Annotated in this window: 14 protein-coding genes; 7 read left to right on the forward strand and 7 right to left on the reverse strand. The window is 28.8% G+C overall.

All coding sequences use genetic code 11. The features are described from left to right. Positions 1-22 precede the first annotated feature (22 nt). Positions 23-958 (forward strand): ROK family protein, encoded by a 936-nt coding sequence (locus Bmayo_RS04205; RefSeq protein ID WP_075552466.1) that lies wholly within the window; start codon positions 23-25, stop codon positions 956-958. On the opposite strand, the gene Bmayo_RS04210 is transcribed toward Bmayo_RS04205, so the two are convergent. Genes Bmayo_RS04210 through Bmayo_RS04225 form a run of 4 tightly spaced genes read right to left on the reverse strand, consistent with a single transcriptional unit; the run spans position 955 to position 8,864 of the window. Continuing rightward, positions 955-1,776, reverse strand: a complete 822-nt coding sequence (locus Bmayo_RS04210; protein ID WP_075552467.1) for a hypothetical protein — start codon at positions 1,774-1,776, stop codon at positions 955-957. The genes Bmayo_RS04205 and Bmayo_RS04210 overlap by 4 nt on opposite strands. Further along, positions 1,770-4,898 carry an isoleucine--tRNA ligase gene (gene ileS, locus Bmayo_RS04215; RefSeq protein ID WP_075552468.1) on the reverse strand — a complete coding sequence of 1,043 codons (3,129 nt, stop codon included), beginning with the start codon at positions 4,896-4,898 and terminating at the stop codon, positions 1,770-1,772. The genes Bmayo_RS04210 and ileS overlap by 7 nt, the downstream gene beginning before the upstream one ends. Before the next feature lie 14 nt (positions 4,899-4,912). Continuing rightward, a complete protein-coding gene (locus Bmayo_RS04220; RefSeq protein WP_075552469.1) occupies positions 4,913-7,132 on the reverse strand; it encodes an AAA family ATPase in 2,220 nt (739 codons plus the stop codon). 22 nt (positions 7,133-7,154) lie between these two features. Then, positions 7,155-8,864 carry a phospho-sugar mutase gene (locus Bmayo_RS04225; RefSeq protein ID WP_075552470.1) on the reverse strand — a complete coding sequence of 570 codons (1,710 nt, stop codon included), beginning with the start codon at positions 8,862-8,864 and terminating at the stop codon, positions 7,155-7,157. A gap of 137 nt (positions 8,865-9,001) precedes the next feature. On the opposite strand from Bmayo_RS04225, the gene uvrB reads away from it, so the two are divergent. Genes uvrB through Bmayo_RS04240 form a run of 3 tightly spaced genes read left to right on the forward strand, consistent with a single transcriptional unit; the run spans position 9,002 to position 17,257 of the window. After that, entirely contained in the window at positions 9,002-10,993 is a 1,992-nt protein-coding gene (gene uvrB, locus Bmayo_RS04230) for an excinuclease ABC subunit UvrB (RefSeq protein ID WP_075552471.1), read from the forward strand. 19 nt (positions 10,994-11,012) lie between these two features. Next, entirely contained in the window at positions 11,013-13,865 is a 2,853-nt protein-coding gene (gene uvrA, locus Bmayo_RS04235; RefSeq protein WP_075552511.1) for an excinuclease ABC subunit UvrA, read from the forward strand. After that, positions 13,820-17,257: an LPS-assembly protein LptD gene (locus Bmayo_RS04240; protein ID WP_075552472.1), complete on the forward strand. Its 3,438-nt coding sequence runs from the start codon at positions 13,820-13,822 to the stop codon at positions 17,255-17,257. The genes uvrA and Bmayo_RS04240 overlap by 46 nt, the downstream gene beginning before the upstream one ends. Positions 17,258-17,266: 9 nt before the next feature. On the opposite strand, the gene Bmayo_RS04245 is transcribed toward Bmayo_RS04240, so the two are convergent. The 3 genes from Bmayo_RS04245 to Bmayo_RS04255 are packed head-to-tail and all read right to left on the reverse strand — an operon-like array spanning position 17,267 to position 20,006. Next, positions 17,267-17,815: a hypothetical protein gene (locus Bmayo_RS04245; protein ID WP_075552473.1), complete on the reverse strand. Its 549-nt coding sequence runs from the start codon at positions 17,813-17,815 to the stop codon at positions 17,267-17,269. Continuing rightward, a complete protein-coding gene (locus tag Bmayo_RS04250) occupies positions 17,778-18,383 on the reverse strand; it encodes a ribonuclease H family protein (protein ID WP_075552474.1) in 606 nt (201 codons plus the stop codon). Before Bmayo_RS04250 ends, Bmayo_RS04245 begins: the two co-directional genes overlap by 38 nt. 6 nt (positions 18,384-18,389) lie before the next feature. Further along, complete coding sequence (locus Bmayo_RS04255; protein WP_075552475.1) at positions 18,390-20,006, reverse strand: hypothetical protein; 1,617 nt, start codon at positions 20,004-20,006, stop codon at positions 18,390-18,392. A gap of 178 nt (positions 20,007-20,184) precedes the next feature. On the opposite strand from Bmayo_RS04255, the gene arcA reads away from it, so the two are divergent. Genes arcA through Bmayo_RS04270 form a run of 3 tightly spaced genes read left to right on the forward strand, consistent with a single transcriptional unit; the run spans position 20,185 to position 23,934 of the window. Beyond that, positions 20,185-21,417: an arginine deiminase gene (gene arcA / locus Bmayo_RS04260; RefSeq protein ID WP_193402200.1), complete on the forward strand. Its 1,233-nt coding sequence runs from the start codon at positions 20,185-20,187 to the stop codon at positions 21,415-21,417. 57 nt (positions 21,418-21,474) lie between these two features. Beyond that, a complete protein-coding gene (gene argF / locus Bmayo_RS04265) occupies positions 21,475-22,458 on the forward strand; it encodes an ornithine carbamoyltransferase (protein WP_075552477.1) in 984 nt (327 codons plus the stop codon). Between the two features lie 51 nt (positions 22,459-22,509). Further along, a complete protein-coding gene (locus Bmayo_RS04270; RefSeq protein ID WP_075552478.1) occupies positions 22,510-23,934 on the forward strand; it encodes a YfcC family protein in 1,425 nt (474 codons plus the stop codon). The last annotated feature ends 166 nt before the right edge of the window (positions 23,935-24,100 follow it).

Genomic DNA, 24,100 nt, shown 5'->3' on the forward strand with positions numbered 1-24,100 from the left:
AAATTAGGCTTTGAGGATAAATATGAAACGTTATTTAGCAATTGATATTGGAGGGACTAGTACTAAATATTCGCTTGCAGATTCAAGCGGTGTTTTTTTTGATAAAAATGAAATAAGTACGGGCGCTACTTCTGATGAGCAAGTAAATATTTTAGTTAACCTTATTAATTCTTATAAAGAATCAAGCGATATAGCGGGAGTTGCAATTTGTATTCCCGGGTTTGTTGATCTTAAGGGAAATGTTATTAGGGTAAATGCTATTTCTGGATTTGTTAATTATCCTTTAAAAGAGCGATTAGAATCTTTAACCGGAGTAAGTATAGAGATTGAAAATGATGCTAATTGTGTAGCCTTGGCAGAAAAATTTAAGGGTAATGCTATTGACTCTAATGATTTTATTGCTATAACTCTTGGGACAGGAATTGGTGCTGGAATTTTTGCAAATGGCAAGCTTTTAAGAGGGAGTTCTTTTATGTCTGGAGAAGTTGGATTTATGATTACTAGGGGTATTAGCAATAATATTCCTTTTAATTGTAGATGGGAATCTATTTCTTCTGTTTTGGCCTTAAGAAAAAGAGTTGCTATGCGATTAGGGAAGCCTTTAAAAGAGGTTTCAGGAGAATTTGTTTTTGATCTAGCTGAGAATGGGAATCTTCATGCAAAAAATGAAGTTGATAGATTTTTTGAAAATTTGTCATTTGGTATTTTTAATTTAACTTTTATTTTGAATCCTGAAAAAATTTTGATTGGAGGAGGAATAAGCGCAAGGTCCGATTTAATAGATAGAATATATGAAAAATTAGAAAATTTATGGTCTTTAGAAATGGCTTTTAATAATAATAATAGTATAAAAAATCTTGTAACACTTGAGCCTACTAAATTTAATAATGAATCTGGTAAAATTGGAGCTTTGTATCATTATTTTACTTGTAAAAAGCAAAATAATACCTCATTTTAGGTTTGAATATTTGAAGCTAGTTTTTCTATAAGGTTTTCAACGCTAGATTTTTGAATATTAAATTCTATTTCTACTGTATTTTGGTCTTTTATTGTGGCCTTTATATGGCTTGATATTGTGAGATTGGTCATGTTTGCCAAGACAGTTGGAATTAACTTTTTTGATAATATTTTTAGTATTGGCGGGTTATTTGTTTTGATCAAGGATTTAAAAATATATTCGTTTTGATTTAAGCTGTTTATAGACAGAGTTCCGCTGCTAAAAGGGATTAAATTTTTGTTGCTTACTATTTGGTTTGGGAGCAGTAATTCTGAATCTTGAATCCAAAAAAACATTTCATTCTTTTCCACTTCCTTGATGTATTTTGTTGTTAGTATATTATTGTCTTTTACGGTTTTATCTTTTTGGGCTATTGTAATACTAGTTCTAGCTTTGTTTGGGATAATATATATATTTGAATTTTTAAGTTTCCATTTTGGATTTGTAAGTATATTGCCTATTGATTCTGTATTTCTATTTTTATGAATTCCCCAAAAAATATCTTTTGGAAAATTGCCCATTATTAGTAGAGCAAAGTCGTTATTTTCTTTTTTATAGCTAAAGTATAAATCGCTTATAAGCCCTAGAATGGATTTGTATTTAGGGCTTAAGGAGTTATAAATAGACCTGTTTTTAATTAAATTTACATGGGCGTATAAATTTGCGTCAGGCAAAAGTTCCATTAAGTAATTTAGTTTTTGTTTTGGAGGGCTGTAAGGCAGACTGGCGCATCCCACTATGAGACATGAAATGGTGATTTTAGTTAATGTTTTTAACATTTTTCAATTCCTATTAGTATAAATATGTCATCGGCAAGGTTTATTTTTTTTTCTAGCTTACTTTTGTTTAATATGATATTTAAGGCCAATGTTTCAGTTTTAATGTATTTTTCAAATTTATTTAGCATTTCCTTTAATGTTTCATTATTTTCTATGTATAAATTTATTCTATCGCTAACATCAAAATTTTTTTCTTTTCTTAAATTTTGTATTTGTCTTACAAATTCTCTTGTAAGCCCTTCTAAGTACAATTCTTTAGTGATTAGCGAATCTATTCCTATTGTAATAGATTCTTCATTGATTACTTTTAAGTTATCTTTTTCCTCTCTTTCTAATATTATATCATTTAATGATAAATAATGCTTTACATTAGCTGATTTTATCTCGTAAGACGTTCCATTGATTATTTTTATTATGTCTTCATTTTTTAGCTTGCTAATCTCAATAGATACTGCTTTCATATCTTTTCCAAGCTTTTTCCCAAGTTCTTTAAAGTTTGCTTTTGCTTTGTAAGTTATAAGCTCTTCTTCGTTAGATTTTATTTTCATTTCTTTTGCATTTATTTCATCTAATATTATTTCTTGCATTTCCATTAACATATTTTGTTCATTTTGATTTTTTGTGACGATATATATCGTACTAATAGGCATTCGTATTTTTATATTGTGCAATGATCTGAGCGATCTTGCCATTGAAGTTATTTTTCTTGCGAGATTTATTTTCTCTTCAATTTTTTTGTTAATGAAATTTTCATTTGCTTTTGGATAATCGTTGAGGTGTATTGATTGTTTATCTTCATCAGTTTTTAAATTTTGATAAATCTCTTCTGTTATAAATGGAATAAAGGGCGCAAGTAAAATCATTAAAGTTTTGATTGCATAATATAATGTTTCGTAAGCGTCATTTTTGTCTTTATCGTTTTCTGATTTCCAAAATCTTCTTCTTGATCTTCTTATATACCAATTGTTTAATTTATCTATAAATTCAAGTAAAGATTCTATTGATTTTGTTAGATTGTATTTATCTATCTCTGTATTTAGTATTTTTTTTAGGCTTTCAAGTTCGCTTATGATCCATTTGTCAAGGCTATTGTTTTTAACTAGGCTTAGATTTTTCGGAGGCTTGAATTTATCAATTATTGCATAAGTTGTGAAAAAGGAATAAGCGTTCCAAATGGGTATTATTATGTTTTTAAGAACGTCTCTTACTCCATTGTCGCTATATTTTAAATCATCAGCTTTAACTACGGGGCTCATTATTAAATAAAGCCTTAAGGCATCGGCTCCGAAGGTGTTTATTACTTGCATTGGATCTGTATAATTTTTAAATGATTTTGACATTTTTCTTCCATCGCTTGAAAGCACAAGTCCATTTACAATGACGTTTTTGAATGCTGTGTTTTCAAAAAGAGCAGCTCCCAGGATTGTAAGAGTATAAAACCATCCTCTTGTCTGATCTAGACCTTCTGCAATAAAGTCAGCAGGAAATATGTTTTTAAAATTACTTTCATTTGCGAATGGATAATGATTACTTGCGTAAGGCATTGCTCCAGATTCAAACCAACAATCAAGAACCTCGCTTGTTCTGACAAATGTGCCACCGTCTTTACTTGGCCAGGTTATTTTATCTATTCGGTCTTTGTGTAAGTCTTCGATTTTTTGACCAGATAGGTTTTCAAGCTCTTTTTTTGATCCAACGCAAATTTTTTTTCCTGTTTTTGAGCATATCCAAATTGGAATTGGATTTCCCCAAAATCTGTTTCTGCTTATTGCCCAATCCTTTGCATTTTCTAACCATTTTCCAAATCTTCCTTTTTTTAAATGGGCTGGCATCCAATTAATTTTTTCATTTACCTCTAAGAGTTTGGTTTTTATTTTTTCTACATTTACAAACCATGAGCTTATTGGTCTGTAAATAATTGGACAGTTTGTTCTGTAACAAAATGGATACCTGTGCAGATAATTTTCTCTTTTGAATAAAAAATTGCGTAATTTTAGGTTTTCTATTATTTTTTTATCAGCATCTTTTACAAAAAGTCCTTTAAAATCTTTTACCTGATTTGTAAATTTACATTCAGCATCTAAGGGGTCTATTATATCGACATTTGTGTGTTTTTTAAGTATTCTGTAGTCTTCTTCTCCAAAAGGAGCAAGATGAACAATCCCTGTTCCATCGTCAGTTGTAACATAATCGGCTGTGTATACCTTGAAAGCCCCTTTATCTTTTTGTTCTAAAAAGTAGTTAAAAATAGGTTCATATTCTATGCCTTCAAGCTTGCTTCCTTTGAATTTTTCTATAATAGTATATCCATTTTCATTGTCATAATAGCTATTAAGCTTTTTTGATCCAAGTATTAAAATCTCTTCTTTTTTTTTGTCAAAAATTTTGGAATATTCTATTTCTTGTCCTACTGCAATTCCAAGGTTTGAAGGCAATGTCCAAGGGGTGGTTGTCCATACTAGTAAATATTCGTTTTTATCTTTGATTTTAAATTTTATTGTTAATGATGGGTCATTGACTTCTTTGTATTCTCCAAGATTCACTTCGAAATTTGAAAGTGGAGTTGCAAGCTTTGGGGAATAGGGTAGTACATAGTAACTTTCGTAGATTAAACCTTTGTTATAAAGATTTTTAAATACCCACCACACAGATTCCATAAAGCTTATATCCATGGTTTTGTAGCCTTTTTCAAAATCTACCCATCTTCCAAGCCTCAAAATTATATTTTTCCATTCTTTTGTATATCTGAGTACTATTTTTTTGCATTCTTTGTTAAAATTTCCAATACCATAATTTTCTATTTCGTATTTGCCAGAAATTCCTAATTTTTTTTCTACTTCGTATTCAACAGGTAGTCCGTGAGTATCCCATCCAAAATTTCTTTTAACATATTTGCCTTTCATTGTTTGATATCTTGGAATTATGTCTTTTATTGTGTTTGGAACAAAATGTCCAAAATGAGGAAGTCCTGTTGCAAAAGGCGGTCCGTCATAAAATGTAAATTCTTCGCATCCTTCTCTTTGTTCCATTGATTTTTCAAAGATTTTATTGTCATTCCAAAATTTTAATATTTTTTCTTCTATTTTAGGAAAATTTGCTTTGTTTTCTACTTTTTTAAACATATTATAATTCCTCTTTATTTTATTATTATTTTTTCTTTTTCTAAATAAATTGTTATTTTATTTATGTTTTGATTTTCAGCTATTTTGGTGATAATATTTTCTTCTATTTTTTCTTTTATTGCAGCAATTACGCTTCTTGCTCCTGAATTTTTTTTATAGTATTTTGCGGTTATGAATTTTTCAACATCTTTTTTTATTTCTATTTCAATTCCTTTGGAGTTAAATTTTGTTTTAAGGGTGCCTAAGTAGTTTTTGCAAATTTCTTCTACATTGTCCTTTGTAAGGACATTTAGGATTATTTTTTTTTGAATTCTATCTAAAAGTGACAACTTGAATCTTTTTTCAAGATCTTGTTTTATTTCTTCTTTAAAGTTTTTTGTTTCTAAGCCTTTTTGTTGATTTTTGTTGAATCCAATATTCTTTTCTCCAAGAAGCATTCTAGATCCAACGCTTGTAGTCATTATTATAATTGTATTTTTAAATAGTATTTTGTCTTCTTTGCTATCAATAAGTTCTCCATTTTCAAGCATGCGACTTATTAGGTTTAATATAGAGTTGTGGGCATTTTCAATGTTTTCAAGCAATATTAAAGTTTCAAATGAATGTTTTAATTTATTTGTCAGAATGCCTCCATCAGAGTAGCCTATGTATCCTGGATTTGTGCCAATTAATTTTGAAATAGAGCTTTCTTCTTTGTAGTCTGACATGTCTAGTCTTAATACTGAATTTTGATCCTTGATAATTTTTTTAGATATTTCATCAGTTAAAGTAGTTTTTCCGCATCCACTTGATCCTATTAGCAATATTGAGGTTAAAGGTTTAGAATCGTCATTAAGTCCAAGTTTGACTTTAACAATTTCTTTAATAAGTTCGCTTATTGCATGTTTTTGTCCGATCACTTTTTGATTGATTTTACTCTCTACTTCTTTTAATTCTAAAATTTCTTCTTTTATGTTGTTTGCTGTTTTAATGGATAATATTTCATTTATTACTTTTTGTATATCATCTGATGTTATGACCTTGTCTTTTGTAAGTTCTTCCTTTTTGATTGCACCGGCAATGTCTATTATATCTATTGCTTTATCTGGGAATCTTTTGTTTATTAGATATTTGGATGAAAGTTTTACTATATTTAAAAGAGCGCTTTTTTCATAGATCACTCCATGATAGTCTTCAAAATTTTTTGCAATATTTTCGATTATTTTTAGTGTATCTTTTTCATCGGGCTCTCTTACAGTAATTGTTTGGAATCTTCTGGCGAATGCTTTGTCTTTTGAAATATATTTTCGATATTCATTATAAGTAGTTGCTCCAATAATTTGTATTTCAGCTCTAGAAAGTGATGGTTTTAGTATGTTTGACGCATCAAGAGCTCCTTCGGAGTTTCCAGCTCCTATTAAAGTGTGTATTTCGTCAATAAATATGATTGTGTTTTTATTTTTTTCAATATACTTAATTATATTATTTAAACGATCTTCAAACTCCCCTCTATACTTTGTTCCCGATACCAAGTTTGAAACCTTAAGCATTAAAATTGTTTTGTTTTGTAGTTTGCTACTTATTTTTTTTTGTACTATGCTTGATGCAAGTCCTTCAACTATTGCTGTTTTCCCTACGCCAGGTTCGCCTATTAGCATTGCGCTATTTTTGTTTCTTCTCAGGAGTATATTTGTAAGAGTTTTAATCTCTGTTTCTCTTCCAATCAAAGGGTCTAATTTTCTATCTTTTGCAAGTGCTGTTAAATTTTTAACATACTTTTCAATTTCGAAGTGTTCATTTTCAAGTCGTATTTCTTCATCAAATTCTTTGTAGGTTTCAATTAATCTTATTTTATTTTTTTCCATGTATTCTAATATATTTTGATCTTTAAAGTTAAAGCTAGATTTACTTAGTTTGTGCTTTTTAAGAAGTTTTTTATTTTTTAATATTTGATAAAAAATTTCTTTTGCCCCTATTAAGGGTTTGGATTTAAATTCCTTTTTAGCTTCTTTTATGAGGGTAAAGATTTCTTTATTGATTTTTGGAATAATTATCTCGTTTTTTTCTATTAAAATTTTCTCTAATTTATCTATTTCGCATATAGCTTCTTGTTTAATGTTTTTTAGAGTTTTAGTATCTATAAATTTTATTTCAGATTTTTTGGGAGTAGTAATTATAGACATTAATAAGTGCCAAATTGAAACTTCTTTATTTTTATTTTTTCTTGCAATTTCTTTTGAATCTATTTCTACCAAATTTATTAAATTTTCTGTTATGTTAATATTTTTTTATCTCCATCTTTATTGCATTTATTATACCAAATATTTTATGTTTTTCCTTATACTCTAATTTTATAGATATGTAAAATTTAATTTTTGGCTCTGTTCCAGAAGGTCTTACAATTATTACAATTTCGTTTTCAAGTATAAATTTTATTGCATTTATAGGGCATTCATATTCTTTGATTTCTGAAATTTCTTTTTTGAAGTTAATCTTTTTAAGAGTTTTATAGTCTAATTTTTCGATTATTTTAATTCCTGCGAATTGTGCTTTTTGTTCTTTTCTTAGTTTTAGCATTAGTTCTTCTCTTTGAATTTCCCCATTGGCTCCCTCAAAATTTTTTTCTATATTAAATTCTTCATAATATCCAAATTCTTTGTATATCTTTTCAAGATAATTCTTAATTGTTTGTTGCTTAGCTTTTAAGTCAAGCGCTAAAGAACAAATTCCTTTTATGGCTGAAAATGCGTCCTTATCTCTAACTTTTCTTCCTATTAGATATCCATGACTTTCTTCGCATGCAAAAGCAAATTTTTTATTTGGTTCATTTTTTTCCATTTCATTAATTAAGTTTCCTATCCATTTAAATCCTGTGTAAGTTCTAAAAATTTGAGAGTCATGCTTTTTTGCAATTTTTTCTAGCATTGGTGTTGTTACAAACGATGATATTACAAATGTATTTTTAGGATTTATTTCTTTTGAGAGTATATAGTTCATTAAAATGCATGATATTTGATTTCCGTTTAAGAATATCCATTCATTTTGATCTTTAAATGCAATTCCCATTCTGTCAGCATCTGGATCTGTTGCAAGGGCAATGTCACAATCTTCTTTTTTTGCAAGTTCTATTACTTTAAGCATTGATGTTTTTTTTTCTGGATTAGGATAATTTATTGTTGGAAATTCAGGGTTTGGTAGTATTTGACTTTTTTCTAAAAAAAGCTGTATTTTGCTATTTGCAAAGAGTTTTTTTATTATGGTTCCGCCGGTGCCATGTAGTGCTGTGTAGGCTATTTTTAAGTTTGTTTCTTTGCTCTTCTTTTCAAAGTCAGGGAATTCTTTGTTTATTGTTTTTACATACTCTTCGTCTATCTCATTGTCAAGTTCTTTGATGATCCTTTTTTCAATACCTTCTTTTATAGTAATTGTATTTATTATGTTTTTTACTTTTTTAATTTCATTAGTTATTAGTGTGTCATGAGGTGGTATTATTTGGATTCCACTCTTCCAATATACTTTATAGCCATTATATTCTTTTGAATTATGACTTGCTGTTATCATGACACCAACATCACAATCAAATTTTCTTATTGTATAAGATAGCTGGGGAGAAGGTCTTAAGCTTTTATATATATATGTTTCAAAATTATTTGAGGCGAAAATTTGAGCAGCGTTGTAAGCAAATTCTTTTGAAAAATATCTTGAATCATAGCTTATTGCAACTTTAGGGTTTTTGTTTATTTTAAGTACGTAGTTGCATATTCCTTGGCTTATTTTTTTTACATTATATGTGTTTATGTAGCATGTTCCAGCTCCAATGACTCCTCTTATTCCAGCGGTGCCAAATTCTAGATCTTTGTAAAATCTGTTTAGAATTTCTGTTGAATTATTTGTTTTTTGAATTTTTATTGCTTCTTCTTGAAAATATATATCTTCTTCAAGAAGAATGTAATTTTTCAATTTTCTTTTGGCTTCAATTTTTAGCATCAATTATCCCTTTTATTTTATTTTTTTAAACAAAGATTAATTAAATTATATTGGTTTATAATGAATTATATACTTGATATAGAATTTATTATCATATAATTTATAAGAATATGTATTAAATTTTGGTCGTTAAATTAATGATAGATTTTTTTTTGAAGTCAGAATATCTTCCTGCTGGTGATCAGCCTAAAGCAATAAAAGAGATTGAAAATTCTATTTTACTGGGGAATAAATATCAAACATTAAAAGGTGTTACAGGCAGTGGAAAGACTTTTACAATTGCAAATATAATTAAAGATCTAAACAGGCCTGCCTTGGTTGTTAGCCATAACAAAACATTAGCAGCACAACTTTATAGGGAGTTTAAAGATTTTTTTCCAAACAATGCTGTTGAATATTTTGTTTCTTATTATGATTATTATCAACCTGAATCTTATGTGCCTTCAAAAGATTTATTTATTGAAAAAGAAGCTACTATTAATGCTGAGATAGAAATTAAGCGAATAAGGACGGTAACTTCTCTTGCTAAAAGACGAGATGTAATTGTTGTTGCAACCGTATCTTCAATTTATGCTCTTGGATCTCCAGATTTTTTCAAAAAATCAGCACGAGAATTTTTTGTAGGTCAAAAAATTTCTATTAAAGAAATATCAGATATTTTTGTAGAGCTTTATTACGAGAGAACTTTGATAAATCTAGAAAGAGATAAATTTTCAATTAAGGGGGATGTTGTTGAAATTTGGCCTAGTAGTGAGCATGGAGAGTTTGCTTATCGAATTTGTTTAGATTTTGATGAAATTGTTGAAATATATAGGATTAGTTCATTTTCTAAAAAAAATTTAGGAGCTACAAATAGTTTTACTCTTTTTGCTAAATCTTATTTTGTCATTCCTTATAAGAACGTATTAGAAGCGATACCTAAAATATCTTATGATTTAAGTCTTCAATGTCAATATTTTAAAGATAATGGCAAGCTTGTAGAAGCCGAGAGACTTAAGCAGAGGGTAGAGTATGATTTGGAAATGCTTAGAGAAACAGGATTTTGTTCGGGCATTGAAAATTATTCTAAATATTTGACTGGAAGCACAATGGAAAGGCCTTATTGTCTTTTTGACTTTTTCCCGAAAGATTACTTATTGTTTGTAGATGAATCTCATGTTACATTGCCTCAATTTAGGGGAATGTATAATGGAGATTATTCTAGAAAATTAAATCTTGTTAACTTTGGGTTTAGACTTCCTGCAGCGCTTGAAAATAGACCTCTTAAATATGATGAATTTGACTCATTAATTAATCAAGTTGTGTTTGTATCTGCAACTCCAGGTTTTGAAGAAAATGAGAAAAGTAGTGTGGTTGTTGATCAAATAATTCGTCCCACAGGCCTTGTTGATCCGGAAATTATTACTAGGCATTCTTATGGGCAAATGGAAGATCTTTATAGTGAGATTCAAAAAAGAGTAGCTCTTAAAGAGCGGGTTTTAATTACTACTTTGACAAAAAAAATGTCTGAGGATTTGACTGAATATTTAGTAGGTCTTGGCGTAAAGGCAAAATATTTGCATTCAGAACTTAATGCTCTTGAAAGAGTGGAAGTTATTTCGTTGCTTAGAAAATCTGAAATTGATGTTATTGTTGGCATTAACTTGCTTAGAGAGGGTTTAGATATTCCAGAAGTATCTCTTGTTGCAATATTAGATGCTGATAAGGTGGGGTTTTTAAGATCTACTACTTCGTTAATACAAACAATTGGCAGAGCTGCTAGAAATTCTAATGGACTTGTAATAATGTATTACGACAAAATTAGTGTAGCTATGCAGGAGGCAATTGAGGAGACTAATAGAAGGCGTCAAATTCAAATTGATTATAATAAAAAAAACAATATTACTCCTAAGACAATTGTTAAAAAGATTCAAAATATTTTAGAAAAAGAACTTAATAGTAAAAATAAAAATGCTGGCTATGATTTTGAAAAAATTATTTCAGGTGAGAGATTGTCTAAAAAAAAGCTTATTGATAAGCTTAAATTTGAGCTAGAAGAAGCTGTTAATGATGAAAGGTTTGAAGACGCAATTGTTTTAAGAGATAAAATAAAAGAGCTTAGTAGCAAAATTAGTGTAGCTCGTAAGTAAAAAAAGAGAGGTGTAATTTTTGGAAAAAAATTTGAAAAAAAAAATTATCGTGAGGGGAGCAAAAGAGCATAATTTAAAAAATATTGATATTGATATTCCAAAAGATGGTTTAGTTGTAATATCTGGCAAGAGTGGCTCTGGTAAGTCTTCTTTAGCTTTCGACACTATTTTTGCAGAAGGGCAAAGAAGGTATATGGAATCTGTTTCAGCATACGCAAGACAGTTTTTAGGTGTAATGAAAAAGCCCAATGTTGATTATATAGATGGGCTTTCTCCTTCTATAGCTATTGAGCAGAGAACAATAAGCAATAATCCCCGCTCTACTGTTGGAACAATTACTGAGATTTATGATTATTATAGACTAATATTTGCGAAAATAGGTAAAGCATACTGTCCAAATGATGGTAGATTAATAGAAGAGCAATCTTTAGATAAAATAGTTAATACTATTTTAAGTTATTCTGAGGGATCTAAGGTTATACTTTTTGCACCAATTGTAAGGGGTTCTAAAGGTTCTCATAAAAAGGTTTTAGAGAAAATATTAAATCAAGGTTTCAATAGAGTTAGAATAAATTCTGAAGATTATTTAATAGAAGATGCACTTAATTTAAATTTACATAAAAACAAAAAACATACCATTGAAATTATAGTTGATAGAATTAAGCTTGGCAATAATGTTCGAATTAGGCTTGCAGAATCTATTGAGACTTCTCTTGCTGTTTCTAATGGATATTTGCGAGTTGAGATTGATAATGATTTGGAAAAAATAGACAAACTTTTTACAGAGCATAATAGTTGTCCTTTGTGTGGATTTTCACTTCCTCTTATAGAGCCCAGACTTTTTTCATTTAATAGTCCATTTGGTGCTTGCAGCGAGTGCTCTGGTCTTGGCGTTACACTTGAGTTTGATTTTGAGAGCATTTGCCCTGATACTAGTCTTTCTTTTAATGATGATGCTTTTATTACGTTTAAGACAAGTTCATCTTGGTCTGTGGCTATTTTTAAAGGACTTGCCAAACATTATAATTTTGATTTAAATACCCCTATAAAAGATATTTCAGACAAAGTTCTTAAACAGATTTTATACGGCTCAAATGAAAAAATAGATTTTATTTATCAGTCCAAAGAAATGGAAGCAAAGGAGGTAGATGGAGGATTTCATTATTCTAAGACATTTGAAGGACTTTTGCCTCTTTTAAAAAGACGATATCTTACAACAGAATCAGAGAGCACTAAAATTTTTTACGAGAATTTAATGTCTAAAAAAATATGTAATTCATGTAAAGGGAAACGTTTAAGTGCTGGAGCTTTGACTGTGAAAATCAATGGCAGAGATATTCAAGATCTTACTAATTTGTCTGTATTTGACTCTTATGTATTTTTTGAAAACTTGCAGCTTGATTTGGTGGATGAAAAAATATCTAAAGAAATTTTAAAGGAAATTAAAAGTAGGCTTAAATTTTTAATTGATGTTGGTCTTTCTTATTTGTATTTAAATAGAATATCAGGCAGTTTATCTGGTGGTGAGGCTCAGCGTATTAGGCTTGCTACTCAGATAGGCTCAGCACTTTCAGGTGTTATTTATGTTCTTGATGAGCCAAGTATTGGTCTTCATCAAAGAGATAACGAAAAATTAATCTCTACTCTTGTTAATCTTAAAAATCTTGGCAATACGGTAATTGTTGTTGAGCATGATGAGCAAACTTTGCGTACCGCAGACTATATTATTGATATGGGTCCTGGTGCTGGAATTCTTGGAGGCGAAATAGTTGCAAAGGGAGCCTTAATTGATATTTTAAATAGCAAAAATAGCTTAACTGGTCAATATCTGAGTGGCAAGTTTAAAATAGATATTCCAAGCTCTAGAAGAAAGGCAGATAAGGGAGAAATTTTGCTTTTAGGTTCTAATAAAAACAATCTTAAAAATATAGACGTAAGCATCCCTTTGGGAGTTTTTACCGTAATAACAGGTGTTTCTGGCAGTGGAAAAAGTACTTTGCTTAACGAGGTTTTATATCCAGCTCTTGATAGTAGATTGAAGCTTAATGAAAAGTATTGCGATGGTTTTAAAGACATTGTAGGGTACGAAAAAATTGATAAAATTATTCAAATAAATCAAAAACCAATAGGTAAAACTTCAAGGTCAAACCCAGCAACTTATGTTGGATTTTTTACAGAAATTAGGGAGCTTTTTGCTAAGCTTCCGAATGCAAAGTCAAGGGGTTTTAAAGCCGGTAGATTTTCTTTTAATGTTAAAGGTGGAAGGTGTGAGAAATGTCAAGGAGATGGATATCTTAATATTCAAATGCATTTTTTACCAGATGTTTTTGTTCCTTGTGATTTGTGTAAGGGTAAAAAATTTAATGAAGAAACTTTAGAAGTTAGGTACAAAGGAAAAAATATACACGATGTTTTAGAAATGAGTGTGTTTGAAGCAAGTCAATTTTTTGAGAATGTCCCCAAAATTAGCCATTATTTAAAATTTTTGATTGAAGTTGGGCTTGAATACATTAAATTAGGACAATCTGCAACAACCTTATCAGGGGGTGAAGCTCAGCGCATTAAGTTGGCTTTTGAGTTAAGTAAAAAGAGCACAGGTAAAACCTTTTATATTATTGATGAACCAACAACTGGGCTGCATTTTGATGACATAAAGAAGTTGTTAGAGGTTTTGCAGCGATTGGTTTCCAATGGGAATACAGTTGTACTCATAGAGCATAATTTGGATGTAATTAAACAGGCAGATTATATAATAGATTTAGGTCCTGATGGTGGGTTGGCAGGGGGGAATATCGTTGTTTCTGGTATTCCTGAAGAGGTTGCAAAATGCGAGAATTCCTATACAGGGATGTTTTTAAAAAATCTTTTATAATATTTTTAATTTTTTTAACATTTTGTAATGCAATTTTTGCCCAGACTGTAAATGACGAAAATTCTAAAAAAAGAGACAAGCTAACTTTAAGTCAAAAATCTTATTTAAGAGAACTTGAGCTTTCAACTGATGAAGATTTGAAAAAATGGGCCTTGCAAGAGGGTATAAAAGAAACAGATGTTTTAAAAATACGAGAATTGCTTTTAAAAAAGTTTGGAATAGATCCTGAGCTTTTTGTCAAAGGAAAGGGACTTGCTGGGTCTGGTAGATATAAAATAATAATTGAAACTACAGACAATCTTGAAAATTTCACTTATGGACTTACTAAGGATGAAAGCGTTGTTTTTGAAGGAAGAGTTAATATCTTGGTTGAAGATATTAAAGAGAATAAAAAACACAATATTAAAGGTGACAGGATAGTTCTTAATAGGAACTCTAAAAAACTTTATTCTATTGGAAATGTCGAATATATTCTTGATATGGATAACAATGAAAAGCTTTATTTTTATGGTAATGAATTTTTTGTTGATTTTGATTCTCAAAATTTTCTATTAAAAGATGGTATTCTTCAAAAAAAAATGCAAAAAAATCAAATAGATCATATTCTTTCTTTTGGAGGAAAGGTTTTAAAAAAGATGGACAATGATGTTGCTATTTTGGAACAAGCTTTTGCAACAACTAGTAAAATTCCAGAGCCTTACTATTCAATCAAGGCTTCTAAGATATGGGTATTGCCTTCAGGAGATTTTGGGTTTTTAAATGCTATATTTTACATGGGAAGAGTTCCAGTATTTTATATTCCTTTTTTTTTCAGACCGGGAGATAGTTTATTTTTTAATCCATCTTTAAGCTTAAATCCACGAAAAGGCTTTTCTGTTTTTAATACTATTTATCTTTTTGGTAATAAATCTTCAGGTGAAGATTCTTCTTTTTTGGATTTTGATTTCAATTCTGTTTATAGTTCAGGTAAAAAACCTTATATAAGAAATGGATATTTAACTTATTTTTTTGCAGAAAATTTAGCACCCAGTCTTAGTAAAGATTATGTTAAGTTGATTTTTGACATTTATGCTAATCTGGGATTTTATTCTGGAATTGATTTTAATTTGGGCAATACTTTGGGGCATTTTAAAACTTTGGAAGGAAATCTTGGATTAGGTTTTACTAGGAATGTTTATAGTTACGATGGAGGATATTATCCTTTTGACAATAGGGCTTTAAAACAATCTCTTTTTAGTTTTTCTAATCTTAACAAAGGAGATATATTTGGGTTTGAAGTTCCTTTTAGGTATTTACTTAAATTTAAAACAGAATTTCTTTTAAGTGATGCGCTTTTTTCGGTTGTTTTAGAGCATTATTCCGATCCATATGTTAATATTGATTTTAGAGAGAGAATAGAAAGCGCTACATTTTTTTCTCTTTTAAATTTAGATAAAGATTCGGTTAAAGAGCAAACCAGCATTAGCACTTTTGATTGGAATTTATCTTCTTTTTATAAGCGAACATTTAATGACGGTTCAATTTTAGATTATAAATTAAATAATTTAGGCTTAAATTTTAAATTGTCGGGCTATGAAAATATTTATGTTAAATCTCCTTTGGAGAGGCCAAAAGAGACTAATGATCCTACAAGAAAATGGTTTTATCTGGATAGAATTTATGCTCCATATATTGATTTAAATTTCCAAAAAGATCTTTACAATAATCAATGGACATTTTCAGATGATACTAAAGAAATGATAATGCGTCCAGAAGTTAAAAATCTAGAAGATAAAAATAATGATAAAAAGAGTGTGAGGGAAAAAAATACTAAAAAAACAACAGAATTGACTAAAGATTTATATATTCCTCCAGAACCAATTACTTTAAAAAATATTGATCAATTTGATTCTTTTTTTATTAGGTTTGGCATTAATCCTTATTTAAGAAATAATGTTTTTTTTAATAATTATGGCATAACAAGCCCAAAGGACTTTAATTATGAGATAAAAAATTATTTATTTGATATAAAAAATAAAACGGATATAAAAATTCATGCTGATTTTTATAATCGTTTAATTACTTTTGAAAATTTATTATATCTTAATACTATTGAGTATAATCCTTTAAATAAAGATTTTAAGGTTGAAGATAAAGATAAAAAAAGTGAGCACTCTATTATTAACCAAATAAATTTAAACTTGCTTCCTTTTATTAGGTATCCTTTATTTTCTAGAAGTACTTTAAATTTTGAAAATAAGGCTACTTTATATTCATTTAATAAAAAATATGATTCTGATGTAAAATCTTTGGTTAATAAAAATAGTAGTATTTTTTTATCTGATCCAGAAACTTTTTATCAAAGTTTAACAGCTTCTTTGATTTATGATTATGATTATTTTACTACCGAGCTTTCAGGCGAATTAAAAAATAGTTTTGAAGATATTAAGGCTTCTTCTGAGCTTAAACTTTCTTTAGATTTTCCTTATTTATTACAAGAAGCTGGGATTGGAATTAAATATTATAAAAAGTTTAAAGAAGATGCTAAAAATCCTGGAATTTCTGCTGTTCAAAATCCTTTGGAGCCTCAAAAACCATCATCGCCTTATAAAAATTTAGAAATGTCTCCTGCTTTGTATTATAAAATTGAGCCAAGATATTTGGATTATTTTAAATTCAGTTTCTTAGCTGCTTATGATCCTTTGATAAATAGAGTTTCCGAGCTTTCTTTTAAGCTTAATGTTTTTGATTTTCAGTTTTTGTTTGCTATGAAAGATGATTTTGAATATAATTATGATTCTTTAAAAGGAGATTTTTCTAAGATTGGTACTACAACCAAACTTGTTCCATATTCTTTTGATTCTAGTTACAAGAAGGAATTGTATGTTTTAACTTTTTTTGATAAGAAACTTTCTTTTAACTTAGGAATAGATTTTGGCTGGAAAATAAATTTACAGAAATTTACGGATAATGAACTTCGATCTGCATTGACTTTGAAGCTCAAATATACAGAATTTTTAGAAATTTACTTTTCTACTTTTTCTATTAATACTAAGACTTTTAAATACTTTAAAGGATATATGGATCAAATTGGGCTTGAGACCGTTAATGTCTTCACTGATTTATTAAAATCTTTCAATTTCTTTAATTCTCAAGACAGAAAAGATTCACTTTTTAAAATTAAAAAATTTTCATCAGGCTTTAAATTCAATTTTTATGATTGGAAGTTTGTTGGTGAATATAATTTGGAACCAGATTTGCTAATAGGATCTGACGGGATTTATTCTCCTATTTGGAGAAATAATTTTACAATTTATATTTCTTGGAATTTTTTTGCTCCTATAAAAGCATCATTTGAAAACAATAAAGATACAAGCTATGAGCTTATCATTAATAGAAAAGCAAAAAAATAATAACAATTTTTATGTGTTAGTAACATTGATTTTTATAGTTCTTGTTATTAAAACATTTATTGTTTTTTTTGCCTCAATTCCCACTTTTGTTATATTGAGTTTTAAAATAGATGGATATTTAATGGCTGGGCTTAAGTTGTTACTATTTTTGTTTTGAGAGAGAATTTTTAGTGGATATGCTTTAAATTTAAATGAAGTTTTAGGACCAATAAAAAACTCTCTATATTTATTTTTATACTTTATTTCATTGTTTATTGTAAGATCTTCTTTTTTTAAGACGATCTTATCGTTGTTAAGACTAGTGTTTTGCCAATTTATTTTTACTACGTCTAAGCTATTGTTTGTAATTTGAATATAAATATATTCATTTGTAGCTTTAATTACATCTATGTTAATGTATTTAGAGGGAGATTCTAGAACTTTAAAATCAGTTTCATAATCATGGTTTATTTTTATTGTTGTACAACAATAAAAATAAACCATTGAAATCAGAAATATTGTTTTTATGTATTTTTTGGCACTATTTCTGCTTAGTTTTATGAAAACCAAGATCTGCAATATTTTCATTTCCTGGAATAAAAGAAATTTTTCCACCCTGTTCTTCAAATTTTTTCCTTAGTTCAACTGTCTTTTTGATTAAATTAATAGTAATTTGTTTTAATTTTTTGCTATTATAAATTCCTTTTGACCAATAGTCAATTATTAATTTACTGTCGCCAAATATGTTTGTTATATTTTCTTTTAATGCTATTTTGAGCGCTGTATATAGGGCAAGCAGTTCTCCAAAATTATTACTAATTCCTTGAAAATTTTTGACATAATGATTTCCATATTCATTAATCAAGGATTTATCTAGGATTTTGTCCAATATTGGAATCTTTTTTTCGTTTACAACTCTAATTTCTATACCCTTTCTTCTTCCTGTTCCAGAATCAAAATATATTCCAATTGGGTGATGATGAATTTTATTCTCATTATCAAGTAGCCAATTTTGAGCTTGTTCTATTGTTTTAAAACTTTTTATTTTATTATTTTTTCCTTTAATAGCAGTTTTGCATTCTTCCCAAGATTTGAAAATAATTCTTTCATTACTATTGATCAAAATGCATGCATAATATTTGTCCATAGGTAATTAACTTCCTGAGCACCAGAGGTTTGTTATATTGCAAGCTTTTCCAAAAATTTTTTCTTTAGATTTTTTTAACTCTATTGTGTCTACTATTTCTTTATTGTAACCAATGAATTTTTCTTTTAATGTTGGTTTAATGAGTCTTTTTGGAAGCGCGCTTGGTAGTATTCCTGTAATCGTATAAGACATGTAAAAATTGTAAGCGGCTGCATTTATTTCTCCAGGAGTAATTATTCCCGAAATTTCGTAATTTCTTGATACATTAAGTCCTACTGTTTTATATATTCTATCAACCATTAAAGAACAATAGGTTTTGCTGTGAATTTCTTCAAGATTAAATGAATCTGTCCATAAATTAGAGGATATTAATGGAACCATATATCCAAAGTTATTGTCAATGTATCTGCTTCTTCCAAAATTAATAGCTTTTTGAATTGTTCTTGTGTCTGTTATTGGCGAGAATATTTTTAATATTCTTGATTGTACATATGTTGAAAGTTTTTCATATCCTGAGCCTTGAGTAGATGCTGTATCGAATTTGATTTGATTGCTTGTAATTATTGATTTTATATCAAAACTATCATTTCCATTGAATGCAATTTTTTTAGTAGCTTCGTATTTTTCTTCATCAAATATTCCTACATGTTGCCAAAAATAAAAAAACTCTGTCCAATCTATTTTTGGTTTGATTAGTATTATGTCGCCGTTTGATAAAAGAGATCTTAAACTCCTAGGGGTAATTTCAATGCCTGTATTTGGGTCTATTATTTTTGGTATTATGTCGTATTTATTGTTATTATCGGAGTCAGTTGATCTTTTTCTTCTTCTGGTGGGCGTGGGCGGTGGTTGTTTTGAATAATACAATTCATTGTGAAGATCTGAAATTTTTTGTTTTTCAATTATTGTTTTTATTGTGCTGTTTTCAACTTTTAGAAAGTGCATAAATTGTTCAAAATATTTTTTATCTTTTATTTTTAATAATTGATTTGCTATTATGTGCGGCGCAACATATTCTTCTCCATCTATTATTTCTTTTGTTATTGAGTGTATATTTTCTTGAGGAAAGAATGAATTAATGTGGCTTAATTTTATGTATCCTAAATTTTTATCATGAAATGTTTGCTCAATTAAGTTTAAAATTTCTTTTTCTAGGTGCATTTGCAATTCTATTAGTTCTGTTAAATTTTCATTATCTGAATTTGTATGATTAAAATTTATTTTTTTTTCAAAGGAAGTATCAATTTTAATTGTTAGATTGCCATTAACACTGCTTTGTTCTAAAAACTTTATCCATTCTGTTTCATTATTTAAATAATTTTTATAAGCGTTTAGATAGTTTTTTATTTCTTCTAGTTTTTGTGGGCTTATTTTGATTTTTGCTGCTGTTTGTTTTATTAAAAAAGAATTATCATTTTTATTTAAAATTTCTTGGATACTGGATATTGGTATTCGATATTCTACACTAGAAGGATTTTTTATTAAAGAGCTTTCTAGTGGTGTTTTTTGTGTTAATATGATTTCTGATGTGCTTAGATTTTTTGACTTGTTATCTGTAATTAAGGCGCAAGAGAATAATAAAGTGTGTACAGTCAGTATTAATAATCTATTAATTTTCTTCATTAATAGTATTTTAGCATAATTATTGTTAATGTTTTTGATTTTTAAAAGTTCTATTTTAGAACTTCTTTTTTGTTTTTAGAATTTTTACATTTGTTTTTTTAAAAATATTAAAAATAGTTGATATCTTTTAATATAAACTGTAATATTTTAATATATGGCAATTTTTATAAAGGGGAAATTGATGGGAGAATATTTAAATCCAATAAATATATTTTCAGAAATAGGTCGTTTGAAAAAAGTTTTGCTTCATAGACCAGGAGAGGAATTAGAAAATTTAACACCCTTTATTATGAAAAATTTTTTATTTGATGATATTCCTTATCTTAAAGTTGCAAAACAAGAGCATGAAGTTTTTGTAAATGCTTTAAAAAATAATTCTGTTGAAATTGAGTATGTTGAGGATCTTGTTAGTGAGGTTCTTGTTTCTTCTGTAGCGCTCAAAAATAAATTTATATCTCAATTCATTCTGGAAGCAGAAATAAAAACAGATAGTGCAATTAATATTTTAAAAGATTATTTTTCTAATTTAACTGTTGATAATATGGTTTCTAAAATGATTTCAGGTGTTGCAAGAGAAGAGCTTAAAGATTATGCATCTTCTCTTGATGATTTGGTTAATGGCGTAAGTCTTTTTATTATTGATCCTATGCCCAATGTTTTATTTACCAGGGATCCTTTTGCCAGTATTGGTAATGGAATTACAATAAATAAAATGTTTACTAAGGTTAGGCGCAGAGAGACAATATTTGCAGAGTATATTTTTAAATATCATTCTATTTACAAAAAAAATGTTCCAATTTGGTTTAATAGATGGGAAGAGACTTCTTTGGAAGGTGGGGATGAGTTTGTTTTAAATAAAGATCTTTTGGTTATTGGAATTTCAGAAAGAACAGAAGCAGAGTCTGTAGAAAAACTAGCTGCTAGTCTTTTTGAAAATAAGACTTCATTTAACACAATTTTGGCTTTTAAAATTCCAAAAAATAGAGCTTATATGCACTTGGATACAGTTTTTACTCAAATCGATTATAGTGTTTTTACAAGTTTTACGAGTGATGATATGTATTTTTCAATTTATGTTTTAACTTATAATTCAAGTTCTAGTAAAATTAATATTAAAAAAGAAAAATCTAAGCTTAGAGATGTTTTAAGTTTTTATCTAGGCAGGAAGATTGACATAATAAAATGTGCAGGTGGAGACTTAATACATGGTGCAAGAGAGCAATGGAATGATGGTGCTAATATTTTGGCGATAGCTCCGGGAGAAGTAATTGCTTATTCTAGAAATCATGTGACTAATAAGTTGTTTGAAGAGAATGGTATTAAAGTTCATAGAATTCCGTCTAGCGAGCTTTCAAGAGGTCGTGGCGGGCCAAGATGTATGTCTATGCCTTTAGTAAGAGAGAATATTTAATATTTGTATGAGTTAAATGAGTTTTTAAAAACTTGATTGTAAAGGTTTGGGGGGTTGATGTATAATTTACGAAATAGGAGCTTTTTAAATCTTTTAGATTTTACAAGCAAAGATATTGAATATTTACTTGATTTATCGATTGATTTAAAAAAATCAAAATATGCGGGAATTGAAGTGCAGAAACTTAAGGGTAAAAATATAGTTATAATTTTTGAGAAAGATTCAACAAGAACGCGGTGTGCTTTTGAGATTGCAGCGTATGATCAAGGAGCAAATATTACTTATTTAGGACCTAATGGCAATCAAATAGGCTCAAAAGAATCTATGATAGATACTGCCAGAGTTTTGGGGCGCATGTATGATGCTATTGGGTTTAGAGGATATTCTCAACAAGCCGTTGAATGTTTGGCAAATTATTCTAATGTTCCTGTTTACAACGGTTTGACAGATATTTCTCACCCAACCCAAATACTAGCTGATTTAATGACGATAAAAGAATATAAGGGGAGCTTAAAAGCGATTAAAATAGTATTTTGTGGCGATGGTAGGGGGAATATTGCCAATTCTTTGTTGAAAGGTTGTGCTATTATGGGACTTGATTTTAGAATTTTTGCCCCCAAAGAGCTTTTCCCAGACTCCGATTTGACTCTTAAGGCTAGGTCTTTGGCTCTAGAGAGTGGGGGTAAAATTACAATTACAGATTCTAAAGAAGAGGCTGTTAAATGTGCTGATGTTGTGTATACGGATGTATGGGTATCTATGGGAGAGAATAATTGGGAAGATAGAATAAATCTTCTAAAGTCTTATCAGGTTAATAAAGAGGTAATGGGTATAGCAAAAGATGATGCAATATTTATACATTGTTTGCCCGCTTTTCATGACCTAAACACCGTGATTGGTAAGGATATTTTTGATAAATACGGACTTGATGGAATTGAAGTTACAGAAGAAATTTTTGAAAGTAAAAATTCAATTGTTTTTGATGTGGCTGAAAATAGAGTACATACCATTAAAGCTATTATGGTAGCTACTTTGGGATAACGGTATTTTTTATATGAAATTAAATTTATAAAATTATTTAGGAGGAAGGTTATGATCAAAATGCCAAGTAGTTTTACAATAATATTTTCTTTAATTGTATTTGTTACCATATTAACGTATGTGATTCCTGCTGGTAAGTTTGATAAAGAGTTTAAGCAAATGGATGATGGATCTAAGAGAGAAATAATTATTGCTGGAACTTATCAGCCTATAGATCGAGGGCCTAGGGGATTTTTGCACCCTATTATGACTATTTTAACTGCAATGTCAAAAGGGATGGAACATGCAGCTGAAGTTGTTATTTTTGTTTTAATTGTTGGGGGTGCCTATGGGATTATTATGAAAACAGGAGCAATAGATGCGGGAATCTATTGTTTAATAAAGAAGTTGGGGCACAAAGATAAATTGCTTATTCCTTTATTAATGTTCATTTTTTCAATTGGTGGAACTGTAACTGGAATGAGTGAAGAGACCCTCCCTTTTTATTTTGTTATGATTCCTTTGATAGTAGCTTTGGGTTACGATAGTCTTGTTGGAGCGGCTATTATTGCCTTGGGGGCTGGAGTGGGTACTATGGCTTCTACTGTAAATCCATTTGCTACAGGAATTGCCTCTGCAATAGCTTCTATTAGTTTGCAGGATGGATTTTATTTTAGAATTGTTCTTTATTTTATATCAGTATTAGTTGCTATAATCTATGTCTATGTTTATGCATCTAAAATTAAAAAGGATCCTTCAAAATCACTTGTGTATTCTCAAAAAAATGAACATTATCAATATTTTGAAAAAAAAAATGGGCTTTCTGCTGGAGATAATACTCAGAATGCTCTTGAGTTTACTTTTGCTCATAAATTAGTTTTACTTTTATTTGGATTTATGATATTGATTTTGATATTTAGTATTGTTAATCTTGGTTGGTGGATGCAAGAAATGACAATGCTGTATCTTGGGGTTGCTATTATAGCAGCTTTTATTTGTAGATTGGGTGAATCTGAAATGTGGGATGCGTTTATCAAAGGTTCTGAAAGTCTTTTAACTGCTGCTCTTGTTATTGGGCTTGCTAGAGGTGTTATGATAGTATGTGATGATGGGTTAATTACAGATACTATGTTAAATGCTGCTACTAATTTTTTATACAATCTTCCAAGGCCCTTTTTTATCATATTGAATGAAATTATTCAAATATTTATAGGATTTATTGTTCCATCTTCATCAGGTCATGCTAGTCTCACTATGCCAATAATGGCTCCACTTGCTGATTTTTTGTCAATTCCAAGATCTTCAGTTGTTATTGCTATGCAAACTTCATCTGGACTTATTAATTTAATAACACCTACTAGTGGAGTTATAATGGCTGTATTGGGGATATCTAGATTGAGTTATGGTACGTGGTTTAAGTTTGTTTTACCATTATTCATTATTGAGTTCTTTATTTCTATTTTAGTTATTATAGCTAATATTTATTTGAGTTTTTAAGAAGGACAGCTGATAGCTTATTTTCTTTCGGTCAAAATATAAGCAATTTATCTAATGTTATTTATAATATTAGATAGTTTTTATATGTTATTATGTATAAGTAGTGTTGTTGTATAAAATAGTTTTTTAGATTTAAATCAATTTTTATACTATTAGATTATATTAT

Origin of the sequence: Borreliella mayonii, from assembly GCF_001945665.1 — a bacterium.
Taxonomy (GTDB): domain Bacteria; phylum Spirochaetota; class Spirochaetia; order Borreliales; family Borreliaceae; genus Borreliella; species Borreliella mayonii.